Consider the following 17,836-nt stretch of genomic DNA (forward strand, 5'->3'; position numbering starts at 1 on the left):
CGTCCCGTACGCGTGTGCGTTGTACGCAGACGTACGAGGAGGACACAAGGGCCTGGGAGGACGGCATCACCCCTGCGCTCACTGCCCCGTTCGCGCCATGTACGCCAGGAGATCCTGTCGGGTCACCACGCCGGTCGGCTTGCCCTCCACCAGCACGATCGCCGCATCCGCGTCGCCCAGAACCGACATGAGATCCGAAACCGGCTCGCCGGAACCCACCTGCGGAAGCGGGGACGACATGTGCTTCTCCAGTGGGTCGACCAGCGAAGCGCGCCGCGTGAAGAGCGCGTCAAGCAGATCCCGTTCGACAACGGAACCGACGACCTCCGCCGCCATCACATCGGGGTGCCCGGCCCCCGGCTTCACAACGGGCATCTGCGAGACGCCGTACTCGCGCAGCACGTCGATGGCTTGGCCGACCGTCTCTTCCGGGTGCATATGCACCAGGCTGGGGATATCGCCTTCCTTGTGTTTCAGCACGTCCCCGACGCTCGCGGCCAGCCCCGTCTCCTCCAGGAATCCGTAGGACGCCAGCCACTCGTCATTGAAGATCTTCGACAGGTACCCGCGCCCGCCGTCCGGCAGCAGCACGACCACGACGTCGTCCGGTCCAAGCCGTTCGGCGACGCGCAGTGCCGCGACCACCGCCATGCCGCAGGAGCCGCCGACAAGGAGGCCCTCCTCGCGCGCGAGGCGGCGGGTCATCTGGAAGGAGTCCTTGTCGGAGACGGCGACGATCTCGTCGGCGATCGTGCGGTCGTACGCGGTCGGCCAGAAGTCCTCGCCGACGCCCTCGACGAGATACGGGCGCCCGGAGCCGCCGGAGTAGACGGAGCCCTCGGGGTCGGCGCCGATGACCTTCACGCGGCCGTCGCTGACGTCCTTCAGGTAGCGGCCGGTACCGGAGATCGTTCCGCCGGTGCCGACGCCCGCCACGAAATGGGTGATCTTCCCCTCGGTCTGCTCCCACAGCTCGGGGCCGGTGGAGTGATAGTGCGAGAGCGGGTTGTTGGGGTTGGAGTACTGGTCCGGCTTCCACGCGCCGGGGGTCTCGCGTACGAGCCGGTCGGAGACGTTGTAGTACGAGTCCGGGTGCTCGGGGGCGACGGCCGTGGGGCAGACGACGACCTCGGCGCCGTACGCGCGAAGGACGTTGATCTTGTCGGTCGACACCTTGTCAGGGCAGACGAAGATGCACTTGTAGCCCTTCTGCTGGGCCACGATCGCCAGGCCGATGCCGGTGTTTCCGCTGGTCGGCTCGACGATGGTGCCGCCCGGCTTGAGTTCGCCGCTCTGCTCGGCGGCCTCGATCATGCGCAGGGCGATGCGGTCCTTCACGGAACCGCCGGGGTTGAAGTACTCGACCTTCGCCAGGACGGTCGCCTGGATACCCGCGGTCACGTTGTTGAGCCTCACCAGCGGGGTGTTGCCGACGAGGCTGATCATCGAGTCGTGGAATTGCACCGTTGTCTCCGGAGCTGCAAGAGGAAGCCGCACAAAGGATCTGTGCAGGGATCCACACGGGATCCGCATAGGGATGGTGCGGTCAGCCTAAGGCCGCCGGGGCCGCCGTTCACGCGCCGTTGAGATTGGGCGGCCCACTCCACGGGGCAAGGTGTGGTTGTACGGCTACGAGGAGGTGGCACCGGCGTATGTCGAGGGCGAGGGTGGCACGGCGGATCGCCGCGGGAGCGGCGTACGGCGGTGGCGGGATCGGATTGCTGGGCGTCGCTGCGGTCGGGGTGTTACTGACCGAGGTGCAGATGGCGAAACGTCACGTCGGGAACGGCGGCTCGGATGAGCCGCCGCCTCGCGCGGACGGGCTGTACGGGCTTCAATACCCGGGCCTCGACGGCCCTCTTCGGCTGACCATGCTGGGGGACTCGACGGCGGCCGGGCAGGGCGTGCACCGGGCCCGGCAGACCCCCGGAGCGCTGATCGCCTCGGGGCTCGCGGCCGTCGCCGAGCGGCCCGTCGACCTGCGGAACGTGGCGCTGCCCGGGGCCAGGTCCGACGACCTGGACCGACAGGTGACACGGGCGCTCATGGACGCGGACCGGTTCCCCGACGTCTGCGTGATCATGATTGGTGCGAACGACGTGACGCACCGGGTGGCGCCCACGCAGTCCGTGCGCTACCTCTCCGCGGCGGTACGCCGGCTGCGTACCGCGGGCGCCGAGGTCGTCGTCGGGACCTGTCCCGATCTGGGCACGATCGAGCCGGTCCAGCAGCCGCTGCGCTGGCTGGCCCGCCGTGCCTCGCGCCAGCTGGCCGCCGCGCAGACGATCGGCGCGGTCGAGCAGGGCGGCCGGACGGTGTCGTTGGGCGATCTGCTCGGCCCCGAGTTCGAGGCGAATCCCCGGGAGCTGTTCGGCCCCGACAACTACCACCCTTCGGCCGAGGGGTACGCCACCGCGGCCATGGCCGTCCTGCCCACCGTCTGCGCCGCGCTGGGTCTGTGGCCGGCCGAGGAGGAGCGCCCGGACGCGTCCCGCCGCGAGGGCTTCCTGCCGGTGGCCCGCGCTGCCGTGGAGGCCGCGTCGGAGGGCGGTACGGAGGTCACGGCCGCGGTTCCCTCGGGACCCCGCGGCCCCTGGGCCCTTCTCAAACGCCGCCGCAGGCGCCGCCTCCCGGCAACGGACCCGACCCCGGCACCGGACCAGGCCCAGCAGGCCCAGTCCGCGGACCCGGCCCCGAACCGGGCGACATAGACCTGAAAGGGCGCTCGCGGGTCTTCGCCGCGTCAGCCAAGGCGAAGGCCCTTGGTTCCTCCTGCTCGTCATTCCGGTCGTCGAAGAACTACCCTGGCACTGAGCGAGCGCTTAGAAATGCGGTCCTCATCACAGTGCGTACCGCATGACCATCGCGATACGTACGGGTAACTTCCCAGTGAGTCCTGCCCGATTCCCTCACCGGACACCTGGAGCCGTGATGCCCGAAGCCGTGATCGTCTCAGCCGCCCGTTCGCCGATCGGCCGCGCCTTCAAGGGCTCGCTCAAAGATCTGCGGCCGGACGACCTGACCGCCACGATCATCCAGGCCGCCCTGGCCAAGGTCCCCGAGCTGGACCCGAAGGACATCGACGACCTGATGCTCGGCTGCGGTCTGCCGGGCGGCGAGCAGGGCAACAACCTCGGCCGCATCGTCGCCGTACAGATGGGCATGGACCACCTGCCGGGCTGCACGATCACCCGTTACTGTTCCTCGTCCCTGCAGACGTCCCGCATGGCGCTGCATGCCATCAAGGCGGGCGAGGGCGACGTCTTCATCTCGGCCGGTGTCGAGATGGTCTCCCGCTTCACCAAGGGCAACTCCGACAGCCTCCCGGACACGCGCAACCCGCTCTTCGCGGAGGCCGAGGCCCGTACCGCCGCCGTCGCCGAGACCGAGGGCGCCGACTGGCACGACCCGCGCGAGGACGGCCTCGTGCCCGACCCGTACATCGCGATGGGCCAGACCGCCGAGAACCTCGCCCGCATCAAGGGCGTCACGCGCGAGGAGATGGACGAGTTCGGCGTGCGCTCGCAGAACCTCGCCGAGCAGGCCATCGCCAAGGGCTTCTGGGAGCGCGAGATCACCCCGGTGACGCTCCCGGACGGGACTGTGGTGAGCAAGGACGACGGTCCGCGCGCCGGCGTCACGCTGGAGGGCGTCCAGGGCCTGAAGCCCGTCTTCCGTCCCGACGGCCGCGTCACCGCCGCCAACTGCTGCCCGCTCAACGACGGCGCCGCCGCCCTCGTCATCATGAGCGACACCAAGGCACGCGAGCTGGGTCTGACCCCGCTCGCCCGCATCGTGTCCACCGGCGTCTCCGGCCTGTCCCCGGAGATCATGGGCTACGGCCCGGTGGAGGCGTCGCAGCAGGCCCTGTCCCGCGCCGGGCTGACCATCGACGACATCGACCTGGTCGAGATCAACGAGGCCTTCGCCGCCCAGGTCATCCCGTCCTACCGCGACCTCGGCATCGACCTCGACAAGCTGAACGTCAACGGCGGCGCCATCGCGGTCGGCCACCCCTTCGGCATGACGGGTGCCCGCATCACCGGCACCCTGATCAACAGCCTCCAGTTCCACGACAAGCAGTTCGGCCTGGAGACCATGTGCGTCGGCGGCGGCCAGGGCATGGCCATGGTCATCGAGCGCCTCAGCTGACCCCGCCCGACGCCTCAGCTGAGCCGGCAGAGCGCCTCGGCTGAGCACCGCCGCGGCCGCGAGCGGGTGGGCCCCTCCCGGGCCGATTCGTGATCCAATCTCCCCCAGGATGTGACTTATCTCCTGGGGGAGAGTCATATCTGCAGGTCAGCCCAACATCGGGGGTAAACCCCGGGACCAAAGAACTGTCCACTTCGTGACGTAATGCACTGACAGCCGACCGGTACAGGCCCCAAGCTGAGATAGGAAGTCGGGGGTCTCTGTCTGAATTCAGGAGTACGTCGTGAGTGCCATGCCTCTAGCCCTGCTGCTCACCACGACCGCCGCCACGGTCGTGGGCGCCGCCGCCCTGCGCTCCCTGCACGGGGTGCGCAAGCAGATCGCGGCGCTGCGTGCGGAGCTGGCCGAGGGACGCACGGCATTCACCCGCGCCGTGGTACCCGCCGCCCGTACGACGTCCGACTCCGACGCGATACGCCTTGCCGTCGCCGCCGCCCTCGCCGACGAGCGCGAGCGCGAGCTGGCCGAGGCCCGCGCGTTCTGGGCCGCCCAGGAGGCGCGCGACGCCACGGACGCCCCGTCGCTGCTCGGACTGCCGATGGACGACGTGTATCTGCCCCGCCCGTCCGACTTCGCGGGCCTGGAGCCGGTGGTCGAGCCCGTCTCGGAGGCCGACGAGTTCTCCGGGGAGTCCCCCGAGCTGGCCGCGGCCCGGCGCCGCCACCCCTCGCACCCGGACTTCGTCCCCGCCCAGACCCGGGGCGCCGACGACCACGAGCGCACCGTGACCCGTCTCGAGAAGCTCGCCGAGTCCGGCACGGCGCTGGCCGATGTGCGGCCCGGGCCGCTGGGCACGCTTGATGTGTACGTGTTCGCGGACGGTACGACGCTGTGCATGACCCCGGGCCACCGCGACACGGCCGAGCGGCTGGCCGCCGCGCTGCGGGAGGGCGACGCGCCCGTGCTGCTGGGCGGGTCCGCCATCTCCGGGGCCTATGCGTTGACCTTCGCGTGCGGTGACGAGAACGTGTACGTGCTGGCGGACCGGGTCATCGCCAGCCTCTAGCACCGTGGCCGGCAGTCGTGGCCGGGGTGCATCGCTACACCCCGGCGCGCTTCTGGGCCTCCGCCACCACTGCCAACGCCTCGGCGAGCTGATTCTCGTCCTGCAGTACGAGCGCAAGGTCGCGGGCAGCGACCGTGATCTGGTCCGCGGCCGCGAACATCCCCGCGTCCGGCATCTCGCGCGGCTCCGCCTCAGGGTCCTCCAGATGCTGGGCCCGCAGGGAGAGCTCCCTGGCCAGAGCCAGTGCCTCGGCCGCCGCGCCACGCTGCAAGCGGCTCTGCGGAGCGGCCCTCAGACGGTCGGCGAAATGGTCCACGGCGGACGTCAATGGAGTCGTATCTAGCACGCCGCGACCCTATGCGCCTGACCCGGGCTGTTGCCAACGGGCGAACGCTCAGGCACGGTGGCGTGAAGGACGGAACACATCGAGTGCGTCCGGAGGCGCCGATGTCCCAAGTCTTCTCCGAGGAGACCCACCGCAATCTGCTCGCTCGCATCCCTCACTGCACCGGCCGCGAAGTCTCCGACTGGCTTCGGGCTGTCGACGAAGGCCCCGCTCTCTTCCGGTTCGAGGAGAAGGTCAGCTGGCTCCGCGCCGAGCACAATCTCGCGTACGGGCACGCCAAGGCAATCATTCACGAGCACGACCTGAGGCGGGCCGCGCGCAAACTGCTCTGAGCGCGCTCCGCCGGAAGGCGTCACTACCCGCAACGGCGAGGGGCCCGCGAACCACCTGGTTCGCGGGCCCCTCGCCGTTGCTGTGTCGGTGACGGCCGCTGTCGTCGCAGCCGTCCGCGGCCTTTAGTCGTCGCCGCTGAAGATGGCGACCAGCCGCAGCATCTCGACGTAGATCCACACGAGCGTCATGGTCAGGCCGAACGCGGCCAGCCAGGACTCCTCGCGGGGAGCGCCGTAGGCGATGCCGTCCTCGATCTGCTTGAAGTCGAGGGTGAGGAAGAAGGCGCCGAGCACGATCGCGATGATGCCGACGATCGCACCGAGCGGGCCCATGCTGCGCAGCCCGCCGTCCTCGGCGACACCGAAGGCGACCAGCAGCAGGTTCACCGCCATGACCAGGATGAAGGCGATGGCGATCGCCATGCCGATGCGCGCGTACCGGGCGGTGACGCGGATCCAGCCCGCCTTGTAGATCAGAAGGGTGGCGCCGGAGACCGCCATGGTGCCCAGCACGGCCTGGAAGGGCGCGCCGTCCCAGCGGGTGTTGAACATCTCGCTGAAGACCCCGAGGAAGACACCCTCGAAGGCGGCGTAGGAGAGGATCAGCGCGGGCGACGCCTTGCGCTTGAAGGACTGGATGATGGCCAGCACGAACGCCACGAGTGCGGAGCCGATGGCGAGGCCGTAGCTCGTGGACGACACCGGCAGCACCGCCCACGCCAGGACGGCGAAGACGGCGACCGTGCCGAGGGTCATGGCCGAACGCATGATGACGTCGTCCATCGTCATGCGGCCGGTGGTGACCGGGGCCTGCGGCGGGGCGCCGTACTGCACGCCCTGCTGGGCCGCGTACGGGTTCTGGGCGTAAGCGTTGGCGGGCGCCTGCGCGTACGGGTTACCGCCCGCGTAGGGGTTGCCCTGGGCGTAGGGGTTGTCCTGCGTCCCGACAGCGGGTCCCCCGGCCTGCGGCTGCTGCGCGTTGAAGCCCGCGTAGCCGTTGTCGCGGCTGAACCCCCGTCGCGAGAAGACCGGGTTGCTGCTCCTCATTTCACTCCTCCATGGCCGCCCTGCGCGGCCTTGCCCCAAGAGTAATGGCCGGGCAAAGAATTGCCTCTAGTGCTTGGGGAGGATCTTTCCCCGCTTGTGACCTGGAACACCGGTGTTTGATCAGGCATTCCCCCGATGTTCCTTCGGTCGCTACCACGCCGCCGAGGGCGGTTCGGTTGCGCCGGCCGGCCGAACGATTCTTCTGTGGCCGGCCCGGGCTTACGTGGTCCGGCCGGCCAGCCGGTCGGTGGTCCGGCCGGCCGGTCAGTCGAGGGGGAAGCCGGTGTACCCCTCCGCGAGATCGGTCTCGGCCGAGCGGGCGGTGGCGATCCGGTCCAGCTGGGCGAGCTGGATGCGGTCGTCGAAGGGGGTGGCGTCGGGGGCGCGGTGCAGCATGGTCGTCATCGCGTACGAGAAGCGCTCGGCCTGCCAGACGCGGCGCAGGCACGTCTCGGAGTAGGAGTCGAGCCGGGTCGCGTCGCCCGCCGCCCGGTACTCGATGAGGGCGCGGGCGAAGGTGACGACGTCGCCGACGGCGAGGTTGAGGCCCTTCGCGCCGGTGGGCGGCACGATGTGCGCGGCGTCCCCGGCGAGGAAGAGCCGGCCGTGCCGCATGGGCTCGTGGACGAAGCTGCGCATGGGCGTCACGGACTTCTGCGTGATCGGCCCGCGCTCCAGCCGCCAGTCGTCGTCCGTCTCGAAGCGCCGCTCCAGCTCGTCCCAGATGGCCTCGTCGCTCCACTCCTGCGCGTCCGTGCCCTCCGGCACCTGGAGGTAGAGCCGGGAGACGGACGGGGAGCGCATGCTCAGCAGGGCGAAGCCGCGGTCGTGGCGGGCGTAGACGAGCTCGTCGTGCGAGGGCGGTACGTCGGCGAGGATGCCGAGCCAGCCGAAGGGGTACGTCCGTTCGAAGACCTGGGAGAGTTCCGCGGGGACGGCCTTGCGGGCGACGCCCCAGAAGCCGTCGCAGCCGACGACGTAGTCGCACTCGAGGACGTCCTCGCGGCCCTCGTGCCGGAAGCGGACCCGCGGGCTGTCGGTGTCCGCGCCCTCCACGGCCAGCGCCTCGGCCTCGAACAGCAGCGGGCCGCCCTCCTTGAGCTGCAGTGCGATGAGGTCCTTGCACACCTCGGTCTGCGCGTAGACCATCACCGACCTGCCGCCGGTCAGCGCCGGGAAGTCGACGCGGTGGCGGCGGCGGTCGAAGCGCAGCTCGATCCCGTCGTGCGGCAGTCCCTCGCGGTCCATGCGCTCCCCGGCCCCGGCCTCGCGCAGCACGTCGACGGTGCCCTGCTCCAGGATTCCGGCGCGCTGGCGGTGCTCGACGTAGTCCCGGTCGCGGCTCTCCAGGACGACGGAGTCGATGCCCGCGTTGTGGAGCAGGCGGGCGAGGAGGAGACCTGCGGGACCGGCTCCGATGATGCCGACGGTGGTGCGCATGCAAAAACCCCTTGTCCCTCTGTTCGCTGTCTTGTTCGTGACTTGTTCGTGTGGTGAACTTAAGTTCATAATCTTGCCTAGCGGGAGTGTCTTCCGGCTTCGGGCCGGTGTCAACGGGTCGTGCCGTAATCCGCATCGGCGCCGGGCCTCTCGCTACGGGCACGCAGCACGCAAGGAGGGCCCTGATGGCCGATGAGTCCGTACGCCCGCTGGAGCGCGGCCTCGCCGTGCTGCGCGCCCTGGCGTCGGCCCCGTACGGGGACCAGGTGCGCGCGGGCGACCTCGTGCGCGCCACGGGCCTGGCCCGCTCCACCGTGGACCGGGTCGTGGCGACGCTGATCCGGCTCGGTCACGTGCGCCAGCAGGGCCAGGAGCTGCGTCTGACGCCGGGGCTGATGGAGCTGGGCAACGCGTACCTGGCGGCGGCCGGCCTGAGCCCCGAGGTCGCCGTCCGCACGGCACGCCTCGCGGACGAGCTCGACGAGTCGGTCTCGCTCGCCGTGCCCGACGGGGACGGCGCCCGGTTCGTCGCCCAGACGACCCGGCGCCGCACCATGTCCGTGGCCTTCCGCATCGGCGACCTGCTGCCCGCCGAGCGGTGCGCGCCGGGCGCGCTGTTCGCCGCGGGCTGGGACGAGCGGCAGTGGGCGCAGTGGCGCACCCGCCGGGCCGCCGACCCGGAGGCCCACACGTTCACGGCGGTGCCACCGCGCCACACCCCGGAGACGGAGTTCGCCGACCGGGCCCGGCGGGCGGGCACGGAAGGCTGGGCGCTGGACGACCAGCTGATCGAGCCGGGGCTTGTGGCCGTGTCCGTGCCGGTACTCGGGCCCGACGGTGCCGTCCGGTGCGTGCTGAGCGCGGTCAGCCATACGAGCAGGCACACGGCGGAGGGCCTCGCAAAGGCCGTACTGCCACGGCTGCGGGACGAGGCGGAGCGGCTGGCCGCCGCGCTCGAACGCGCGCACACGGCGCCGCCGCCTTCGCCACCGGCATGGGAGGCGACGCCCGCCGACGCCGCGCGCCACGCCAAGGCCGAGCTCGGGGCCGGTTTCCTGCAGTCGCTCGCGCGTGGGCTGGCCGTGGTGTGCGCGCTGGGGGCAGCGCGGGGCGAGGGGCTGCCGCTCACGGCACTCGCCGCGGCGACGGGGCTGCCGCGGGCCACGGCCCGCCGCTGCCTGATCACCCTGGAGCAGGAGGGGTACGCGGCCCACGACGGCCGCCTCTTCCGCCCCCTGCCCCGCATCCTGGAGCTCGGCTACGCCCGCCTCTCCGCGCTCTCCTTCGCCGAACTCGCCGAGCCGCACCTGCGCGACCTCGTCGGCCGTGTCCACGAGTCCGCATCCGTGACGGTGCTGGACGGCACCGACATCCTGTACGTGGCCCGCGTACCGACCGTCCGCATCATGAGCGTGCACATCGCACCGGGGACGCGCTTCCCGGCGTTTGCGACCGCCATGGGCCGGGTGCTGCTGGCCGGGCTGCCGGAGGCCGAACGCACCCGCGCGCTGACGGAAGCAACGCCACAGCCCCTCACCCGCCGCACGGTCGCCGCGGTCCCGGCTCTCGCCGACATCGTGCGGACCACGGCCGAGCAGGGCTACGCGGCCATCGACGAGGAACTGGAGGAGGGCCTGCGCTCGGTCGCCGTACCCGTGAGGGACGCGGAAGGCCGTGTGATCGCCGCCCTCAACGTGGCGCAGCACTCCGGTGAGGCGCCTCTCGAGGAGACCCGCGACGCCCTGCTGCCCGCCCTTCGCGAGACGGCCGCAGCGATCGAGGCCGACCTGCACACGGCGGGGCGCTTCAACACCGTGCGTGTGCCGTAGCCGACGGCGCTGGGGGCCCGGCGGGTTCATTGCGCGCGCGCAAGGCGGCCGTTTGCTCAAGCCGGTTGCCTGAGCGTGGGAGTGCCCGGAGCCGGACTTGAACCGGCACGCCCGCGAAGGGGCAGCGAGGTTTAAGCTCGCCGTGTCTGCATTCCACCATCCGGGCAGGTCGTGGCTCCGCATCGAGGGTCAGAGCCTATCCGGCAGACATCCCCCGAACAGCGGAACGACAGACCGATGTTGTCTTATTTTATTGACGTCTGAGGGTGCATCAGGCCACGCGCCGCGTAATCCGCACTTGCCAAGAGCCCGTAGGCTTCCCCGGCCCTGCGGCATGGAATGACGGAATTTCACCGTCCCGTCATCTGTCAGGCGGGCCTGCGGCCGCGCCGTACCGCGGATTCGGGTGCCCGGCTCTCCCGGAAGTCGATGTCATCCCAACGTATGACACCGAGTTGCGCCGTTCCGTGTGGAGGCCGCACGGCGGCAGAAGGGCCCGAACGGTGCGTCCGTCCGGGCCCTTCTGCCGTCGTGCGTGTGCCGGTTCGGGCGTCAGCCCCAGGTGCGGGCCCGCAGCGGCATCCCCGACGTGCCGGACTCCGGCGACCTGACCGCCAGGATCTGGTTGACGCCGATGCGGTTGCGCTCGAAGGACAGCGCCGAGGCCGCCATGTAGAGACGCCAGACACGGGCCCGACCGAAACTCGTCAGCTTCACGGCGGCCGGCCAGTTCGCTTCCAGGTTGGCCACCCAGCGGCGCAGCGTCAGGGCATAGTGCTCGCGGATCGACTCGAGGTCGCGCACCTCGAAGCCGGCCTGCTCCAGGAGCCCCACGGTGGTGCCGGCCGGCTGGAGCTCCCCGTCGGGGAAGACGTAGGCGTCGATGAACTCGTCCACCGCGTACGACGATTCGTCGTCTTGCGGGCGGCGCGCGATCTGGTGGTTCAGCAGCCGCCCGCCGGGCTTGAGGAGGGCGTACAGGCTCTTCGCGTACTCCAGATAGCGCGCGGATCCGACGTGCTCGGCCATGCCGATCGAGGAGATCGCGTCGAACGGGCCGTCGACGACGTCGCGGTAGTCCTGGACGCGGATCTCGATCCGGTCCGTGAGTCCCTCCTCCGCGATCCGCTTGCGCGCGTACGCGGCCTGCTCGCCGGAGAGCGTGATGCCGACGACGCTGACGCCGTACTCGCGGGCCGCGTGGATCGCCATGGAGCCCCAGCCGCAGCCGACGTCGAGGAGCCGCTGCCCGGGCCTCAAACCCAGCTTCCTGGCGACGAGTTCGAGCTTGTCGCGCTGCGCGTCCTCGAGTGTGCCGTCCGGGGTCTCCCAGTACGCGCACGAGTAGACCATCGACGGGCCGAGCACCAGCTCGTAGAAGTCGTTGCCCACGTCGTAGTGGTGGCTGACGGCCCGTTTGTCGCTGCGCCTGGTGTGCAGGTGCAGGCGCCCGTGCTGGCGCATCTCCTCGCGCGGCGGGGGCGGCGGCATGAAGGGGCCGGCCAGCTTGAAGAGGCCGCGGACGGCGGCGCGCGCCTCCGGGTCGCGCAGCGTGTCCCACGTGCCCCTGGCGTCGTCGTCGCGCTCCCAGATGAGCCCGGCCATCAGGCCCAGGGCCTCGTAGAGGTCGCCGTCCACATCGAGGTCGCCGGCCACCCAGCCGCGGGCCAGCCCCAGTTCGCCGGGCTTCCACAGCAGCCGCCGCAGGGCGCGGCGGTTGTGTACGACGAGCACGGGTGCGCCCGGCGGACCCGCTTCCGACCCGTCCCAGGCGCGGACACGCACCGGGAGTGGAGTACCCAGCAACTGCTCGGCAAAAGTCTTCAGCCGCAGTGCGGCATCCTGCATGGCGCACACCTCCGTGACGAACGGACGATCGCGGAACGGTCCAACACCACGTAAACACCAACGAGGCCCGCGCGCAGTCCCACTGAGGCGTTACGTCCACGCAAAATGCTTGCTGCCCACACGTATGGCTCACGTGCACGGGGTCGGAGCCGGGCCGCGGAAGCCCATCCGGCAGCCGTCCGGGGTCTGTTCGGAGGCAGGCCGGCGACTGCCGGACATGCCGAAGGGGCCGCCCGCACCACGGATGGCGGGCGGCCCCTTCGGGCTGAGCAGGTGACTGGGGCCAGGAGGCCTGGCCCTCAGGTCAGGAGGCGATGACCCTCGGGGTCAGGAGGCCTTGGCCTTCTCCTCCGGCTTGGCGGCGGACTTTGCCGACGCCGGCGCGGGGGTCGGCTTCGCGGCCTCGTAGAACTCCTCGCGCGGGGTCTCCATGGCGCCGAGGGAGACGACCTCGCGCTTGAGGAACATGCCGAGCGTCCAGTCGGCGAAGACCCGGATCTTGCGGTTCCAGGTCGGCATCGCCATGCCGTGGTAGCCGCGGTGCATGTACCAGGCGAGACGTCCCTTGAGCTTGATCTTCATCTTGCCCATGACGATCATCGCGACGCCCTTGTGCAGGCCGAGACCCGCGACGGCGCCCTTGTTGCCGTGGCTGTACGTCTTCTGCGGGAAGCCGCGCATACCCGCGATGACGTTGTCGCCGAGGACCCTCGCCTGACGCAGCGCGTGCTGGGCGTTCGGCGGGCACCAGGCGTTGGGGTTGCCGGCCTTGCGGCCGATGACGTCCGGCACCTGGGCGTTGTCGCCCGCGGCCCAGATGTAGTCGGAGCCCTGGACCTGGAGGGTCTCGCTGGTGTCGACGTGGCCGCGGGGGCCGAGCGGCAGGCCGAAGCGGGCCAGCGCCGGGTTCGGCTTCACACCGGCGGTCCACACGATGGTGTTGGAGTCGACCTCGAGGCCGTTCTTCAGCACCACGTGGCCGTCCACGCAGGAGTCCATGGAGGTGGAGAGGTAGACCTCGACCCCGCGGCTCTCCAGGTGCTCCTTGCCGTACTGGCCGAGCTTGGGACCGACCTCGGGGAGGATCTTGTCCGCGGCGTCGACGAGGACGAAGCGCATGTCCTCACGGGACACGCTGCTGTAGTACTTCGCCGCGTCGCGGGCCATGTCCTCGACCTCACCGACGGTCTCCGCACCGGCGAAGCCGCCGCCGACGAAGACGAAGGTCAACGCCTTGCGGCGGACCTCCTCGTCCGTGGTGGAGTCGGCCTTGTCGAGCTGCTCGAGGACGTGGTTGCGCAGGCCGATGGCCTCCTCGATGCCCTTCATGCCGATGCCCTGCTCGGCGAGGCCGGGGATCGGGAAGGTACGGGAGATCGCGCCGAGCGCGATGACGAGGTAGTCGAAAGGCAGCTCGTACGCCTCGCCGACCAGCGGGGCGATCGTGGCGACCTTGCGGTCCTGGTCGATGGTGGTGACCCGGCCGGTGAGGACCTCAGCCTTGGGCAGCACGCGTCGCAGCGGGACGACGACGTGCCGAGGCGAGATGCTGCCGGCGGCGGCTTCGGGGAGGAAGGGCTGGTACGTCATGTACGAGCGGGGGTCGACGACCGTGACGGTCGCCTCGCCGTAGCGCATCTTCTTGAGGATGCGGCGAGCTGCGTACAGGCCTACGTACCCGCCCCCGACTACGAGGATCCTGGGACGCTCCGTGGTGCTCATGCCATCGAGTATCCACCCGTACAGAGGGGGTCGCTCGTGCGCCCCTTCACAAGCTTGGGTGGGGGCTCTGCTACACTGCCCGGCCCTCGTGACGGAGGTCATGGCGCCCGGGGGAACCACTGCGCCTCACCAACCGTTGTCAAGCCCTCGTGAGCTGCTCCTCAGCGTCCCGCAGGGGTTGAACCACCGCTCCTGCGCACGGGACTTCCGTCGAACCCGGAAGGGGCCGATACGGACCTTCCGGGGCCCGACGACCCTTGGCGGCGGGCCCGTCGGCAGGAATCCATGCCCTACCGGGCGGATTTCCTTGTGAAGAACTTCACGAAGTTTTCCGACAGGGAGTCGCCGAGGGGGTTTTCCGGCCCTCTCGGGCGCGCTCAGACGGTATCGGGCGTGCTCAAGCGATCGACAGAGCGATCCCGTCGAGGATGTCGTGCTCACTGACGACGACCTCGCCGACGCCGACCCGCTCCATGATCGAGAGCAGTACGAGGGCGCCCGCGCCGATGACGTCAACGCGGCCCGGGTGCATCACGGGGATGGCCGCGCGCTCGTCGTGCGTGGAGGAGAGCAGCCGCCGGGTGATGGCGGCGACCTGCTCGTACGAGATCCGCGAGTGGTGGATCGCCGCGGAGTCGTACTCCTCGAGGCCCAGCGCGATGGCGGCGACGGTGGTGACCGACCCTGCGAGCCCGACCAGCGTGCGCGCCTCCTTGAGCGGCACCGTCTGCTCGGCGAGATCGAGCGCGGCCTCGATGTCGGCGCGGATGGCGTCGACCTGACCCTGCGTCGGCGGGTCGGTGACCACTCCGTCGTGTACGAGATGGCGCTCGGTCATCCGTACGCAACCGATGTCGACGGAGCGGGCGGCGCGCACGTGCTCCTCGCCGACGACGAACTCGGTCGAGCCGCCGCCGATGTCGACGACCAGGAAGGGCTTCTCGAAGTGGTCCCGGCCGACCAGTTCCTTGGTGGCGCCGGTGAAGGAGAACTCGGCCTCCTGGTCGCCGGTGATGACCTCCGGCTCGACCCCGAGGATGTCGAAGACGCCCCGGACGAAGTCGTCACGGTTCTCGGCGTCGCGGGACGCGGAGGTGGCCACGAACCGGATCTTCTGCGCACCGTGCGCCCGGATCGCCTCCGCGTACTCGCGGCACGCGGCGAAGGTCCGCTCCAGCGCCTCGGGCGCCAGCCGCCCGGTCCGGTCGACCCCCTGCCCCAGCCGCACGATCTTCATCCGCCGGTCGAGCTCGACGAGCTCACCGTCGGAACGCACGTCGGCGACGAGCAGCCGGATGGAGTTGGTACCGCAGTCGATGGCGGCGACACGGGTCATGGGCGGATTCCTTCTGCGGTCATGGGCCGAGTAAGCCCGTCCGGCGATTGAGGACGAGGCCGTCCCGGCCGAAGCGGGGGTCTGGGGGCGCAGCCCCCAGGGACGGCATGGGTAGGGGCGGCGGGGGCGATCACCCTTCGGCAGGCACCACGCACGCTCCCTTGCGCCACCACTCGGGAAGCATCGCAAGGGCCTCGTCGCCGAGCGGGTTCACGCCCGGGCCGGCGGCCAGCGAGTGCGCCACCAACACGTGCAGACACTTCACCCGGTCCGGCATCCCGCCCGCGCTCGGAAACCCGGTGAGCTCCTCGATCTCGTCCCGCCGCCGGATGTAGTCCTCGTGCGCCGCCCGGTACGCGGCCGCCAGCTCGGGATCGGTGGCCAGCCGCTCCGTCATCTCCTTCATGACGCCGTCGGCCTCCAGCGTGCCGATCGCGGACGCGGCCCGCGGACACGTCAGGTAGTACAGCGTCGGGAACGGCGTACCGTCCGGCAGCCGCGGCGCCGTCTCGACGACGTCCGGCTGTCCGCACGGGCAGCGGTGCGCGATGGCGCGCAGCCCGCGCGGCGGCCGGCCGAGCTGCTGCTTGAAGGCCTCGACGTCCGCGTCGGTCGGCTCGGTGCGCGGGGTGGGCGGCGGGGGCGTTTCCATGCCGTGAGCTGCGTCTTTCAGTAGTCAGGTGCGAGGTTGTACAGGGGTCGTACGGGTTGGCCGCTGGGTGTCGGTCAGTCGTCGGAGCGGTCGGCCTTGTCGACGCCGTCCCAGACGTTGGCGTACCAGGGGCGGTCGGCCGCCCCCTCGTCCGTACGCGTCTGCTTCGCCGTCTGCGGGTCGATCACGATGTAGCCGGTCTCGCCCGGCATCACATAATGCAGCCGTTCCCGGATGCGCTGCTCCGCGTACGCGTCGTCCTTCCAGCGTGCCTTGAGGTCGCGCAACTGCTCGACCCGCTCGCGGGCCTGCTGCCGCTGCCGCTCCAGATCCTCTATCTCGGCGCGCTGCGCGACGTACTGCCTTATCGGATACGCGAGCGCGACGATCAGCGAGCAGAACACCAGCGCGAGCAGCGCGGCACGGCCGGTGAGGCGGGAGCGGCGGGCCTGGCGCCGGGTCTGGGAGCGGTAGACACGGGCGGCGGTCTGCTCGCCGAGCAGGCGCAGCCGGGTCGTGGTGGAGAACCGGTCCCGGTCCTTCACGGCCATGTGTCCCGCCTCCCCGTCACGTGCGTACGTCCCCGCACACGGTACGGGACCGGGTACGGGGACGTACGTACGACTGGCTAGACCGGCCTTGGGAGGACTGGGCCCCCAGAGACGCGTCAGCCCTTGCTCTGCTTACTGGTTCGCAGAGCGAAACCGCGGGAACGCGCTGCGGCCGGCGTACACCGCGGCGTCGTCGAGGATCTCCTCGATGCGCAGCAGCTGGTTGTACTTGGCGACGCGCTCGGAGCGGGCCGGGGCACCGGTCTTGATCTGGCCGCAGTTGGTGGCGACGGCCAGGTCGGCGATGGTGACGTCCTCGGTCTCGCCGGAGCGGTGCGACATCATGCACTTGAAGCCGCTGCGCTGGGCCAGCTCGACGGCGTCCAGGGTCTCGGTCAGGGAGCCGATCTGGTTGACCTTGACCAGCAGGGCGTTGGCGGCGCCGTCCTCGATGCCGCGGGCGAGGCGCTCGGGGTTGGTGACGAACAGGTCGTCGCCGACCAGCTGGACCTTGTCGCCGAGCTTGTCGGTGATGACCTTCCAGCCGGCCCAGTCGTCCTCGAACAGCGGGTCCTCGATGGAGACGAGCGGGTAGGCCGCGACGAGCTCCTCGTAGTACTCCGTCATCTCGGCGGCGGAGCGCTCCTTGCCCTCGAAGAGGTACTTGCCGTCCTTGTAGAACTCGGAGGCGGCGACGTCGAGGGCGAGGGCGATCTGCTCGCCGGGGGCGTAGCCGGCCTCCTTGATGGCCTCGAGGATGAGGTCGAGGGCCTCGCGGTTGGAGCCGAGGTTCGGGGCGAAGCCGCCCTCGTCGCCGAGGCCGGTGGACAGGCCGCGGCTCTTCAGCACCTTCTTGAGGGTGTGGTAGACCTCGGTGCCCCAGCGCAGGGCCTCGGAGAAGGACTCCGCGCCGATCGGGGCGATCATGAACTCCTGGATGTCCACGTTGGAGTCGGCGTGCGAGCCGCCGTTCAGGATGTTCATCATCGGCACCGGCAGCAGGTGCGCGTTGGGGCCGCCCAGGTAGCGGAAGAGCGGGAGGTCGGAGGCCTCGGAGGCGGCGTGGGCGACGGCGAGCGAGACGCCGAGGATGGCGTTGGCGCCGAGCGACGACTTGTCCGGGGTGGCGTCCAGGTCGAACATCGCCTGGTCGATCAGGCGCTGCTCGGTGGCGTCGTACCCGACGAGCTCCGGGCCGATCTGCTCGATGACGGCGAGGACGGCCTTCTCGACGCCCTTGCCGCCGTAGCGGTTGGCGTCTCCGTCACGGAGCTCGAGGGCCTCGAACGCACCGGTGGACGCACCGGACGGTACGGCGGCACGACCGGTGCTGCCGTCGTCGAGGCCGACCTCGACCTCGACCGTGGGGTTGCCTCGGGAGTCCAGGATTTCCCGGGCTACGACGACGTCGATGGACGGCACGAGCATCTCCTTCTGGGATGTGACGCTGGAAGTGCGGGGCTGTATGACTTCGGCCTTGCGACAAGAGCCTATCCGCCTCCAGGGCAACGGCCA

The 17,836-nt window shown here is 70.5% G+C and carries 15 protein-coding genes and 1 tRNA gene; 5 read left to right on the plus strand and 11 right to left on the minus strand.

From position 1 onward, the window contains the following. Nucleotides 1–78: 78 nt before the first annotated feature. A complete protein-coding gene (locus ABT009_RS25840; protein ID WP_351299455.1) occupies nt 79–1,464 on the minus strand; it encodes a cystathionine beta-synthase in 1,386 nt (461 codons plus the stop codon). Nucleotides 1,465–1,652: 188 nt separating this feature from the next. Here ABT009_RS25840 and ABT009_RS25845 point away from each other — a divergent pair, with 188 nt between their 5' ends. The 3 genes from ABT009_RS25845 to ABT009_RS25855 all read left to right on the plus strand — a co-directional run bounded on the left by ABT009_RS25845 (nt 1,653) and on the right by ABT009_RS25855 (nt 5,218). Continuing rightward, nucleotides 1,653–2,711 carry an SGNH/GDSL hydrolase family protein gene (locus ABT009_RS25845; protein WP_351299458.1) on the plus strand — a complete coding sequence of 353 codons (1,059 nt, stop codon included), beginning with the start codon at nt 1,653–1,655 and terminating at the stop codon, nt 2,709–2,711. 220 nt (nt 2,712–2,931) lie between these two features. Beyond that, a complete protein-coding gene (locus ABT009_RS25850) occupies nt 2,932–4,152 on the plus strand; it encodes an acetyl-CoA C-acetyltransferase (RefSeq protein WP_351299461.1) in 1,221 nt (406 codons plus the stop codon). Nucleotides 4,153–4,444: 292 nt separating this feature from the next. Then, entirely contained in the window at nt 4,445–5,218 is a 774-nt protein-coding gene (locus tag ABT009_RS25855) for a hypothetical protein (protein ID WP_351299850.1), read from the plus strand. 34 nt (nt 5,219–5,252) lie between these two features. Here ABT009_RS25855 and ABT009_RS25860 read toward each other — a convergent pair whose 3' ends face one another. Then, nucleotides 5,253–5,564: a hypothetical protein gene (locus ABT009_RS25860; protein ID WP_351299464.1), complete on the minus strand. Its 312-nt coding sequence runs from the start codon at nt 5,562–5,564 to the stop codon at nt 5,253–5,255. 101 nt (nt 5,565–5,665) lie between these two features. Between ABT009_RS25860 and ABT009_RS25865 the strand changes: the two genes are divergently transcribed. Beyond that, nucleotides 5,666–5,896, plus strand: coding sequence for a DUF4287 domain-containing protein (locus tag ABT009_RS25865; protein ID WP_351299468.1), 231 nt, complete (start codon nt 5,666–5,668; stop codon nt 5,894–5,896). Nucleotides 5,897–6,019: 123 nt separating this feature from the next. Here the strand turns inward: ABT009_RS25865 and ABT009_RS25870 are convergent, their stop codons facing one another. Beyond that, nucleotides 6,020–6,943 carry a Bax inhibitor-1/YccA family protein gene (locus ABT009_RS25870; protein ID WP_351299471.1) on the minus strand — a complete coding sequence of 308 codons (924 nt, stop codon included), beginning with the start codon at nt 6,941–6,943 and terminating at the stop codon, nt 6,020–6,022. A 264-nt stretch (nt 6,944–7,207) separates the two neighbouring features. Next, nucleotides 7,208–8,383: a 4-hydroxybenzoate 3-monooxygenase gene (locus tag ABT009_RS25875; protein WP_351299473.1), complete on the minus strand. Its 1,176-nt coding sequence runs from the start codon at nt 8,381–8,383 to the stop codon at nt 7,208–7,210. A 185-nt stretch (nt 8,384–8,568) separates the two neighbouring features. Here ABT009_RS25875 and ABT009_RS25880 point away from each other — a divergent pair, with 185 nt between their 5' ends. Next, nucleotides 8,569–10,212: an IclR family transcriptional regulator domain-containing protein gene (locus ABT009_RS25880; RefSeq protein WP_351299476.1), complete on the plus strand. Its 1,644-nt coding sequence runs from the start codon at nt 8,569–8,571 to the stop codon at nt 10,210–10,212. Between the two features lie 82 nt (nt 10,213–10,294). Here ABT009_RS25880 and ABT009_RS25885 read toward each other — a convergent pair. The 7 genes from ABT009_RS25885 to eno form a co-directional block, all read right to left on the minus strand. Next, nucleotides 10,295–10,378, minus strand: a tRNA-Leu gene (locus ABT009_RS25885). Between the two features lie 386 nt (nt 10,379–10,764). Next, nucleotides 10,765–12,060 carry a class I SAM-dependent methyltransferase gene (locus ABT009_RS25890; RefSeq protein ID WP_351299479.1) on the minus strand — a complete coding sequence of 432 codons (1,296 nt, stop codon included), beginning with the start codon at nt 12,058–12,060 and terminating at the stop codon, nt 10,765–10,767. A 327-nt stretch (nt 12,061–12,387) separates the two neighbouring features. After that, nucleotides 12,388–13,782, minus strand: a complete 1,395-nt coding sequence (locus tag ABT009_RS25895) for an NAD(P)/FAD-dependent oxidoreductase (RefSeq protein WP_351299482.1) — start codon at nt 13,780–13,782, stop codon at nt 12,388–12,390. Between the two features lie 397 nt (nt 13,783–14,179). Beyond that, nucleotides 14,180–15,118: a Ppx/GppA phosphatase family protein gene (locus ABT009_RS25900; protein WP_351299485.1), complete on the minus strand. Its 939-nt coding sequence runs from the start codon at nt 15,116–15,118 to the stop codon at nt 14,180–14,182. Nucleotides 15,119–15,248: 130 nt separating this feature from the next. Continuing rightward, complete coding sequence (locus tag ABT009_RS25905; RefSeq protein WP_351299488.1) at nt 15,249–15,770, minus strand: DUF501 domain-containing protein; 522 nt, start codon at nt 15,768–15,770, stop codon at nt 15,249–15,251. 74 nt (nt 15,771–15,844) lie between these two features. Continuing rightward, nucleotides 15,845–16,321, minus strand: coding sequence for an FtsB family cell division protein (locus ABT009_RS25910; protein WP_351299491.1), 477 nt, complete (start codon nt 16,319–16,321; stop codon nt 15,845–15,847). A 132-nt stretch (nt 16,322–16,453) separates the two neighbouring features. Continuing rightward, entirely contained in the window at nt 16,454–17,749 is a 1,296-nt protein-coding gene (gene eno, locus ABT009_RS25915) for a phosphopyruvate hydratase (RefSeq protein WP_351299494.1), read from the minus strand. Between the last annotated feature and the right edge of the window lie 87 nt (nt 17,750–17,836).

Origin of the sequence: Streptomyces sp. NPDC002896 (genome assembly GCF_040295225.1) — a bacterium.
GTDB lineage: Bacteria > Actinomycetota > Actinomycetes > Streptomycetales > Streptomycetaceae > Streptomyces.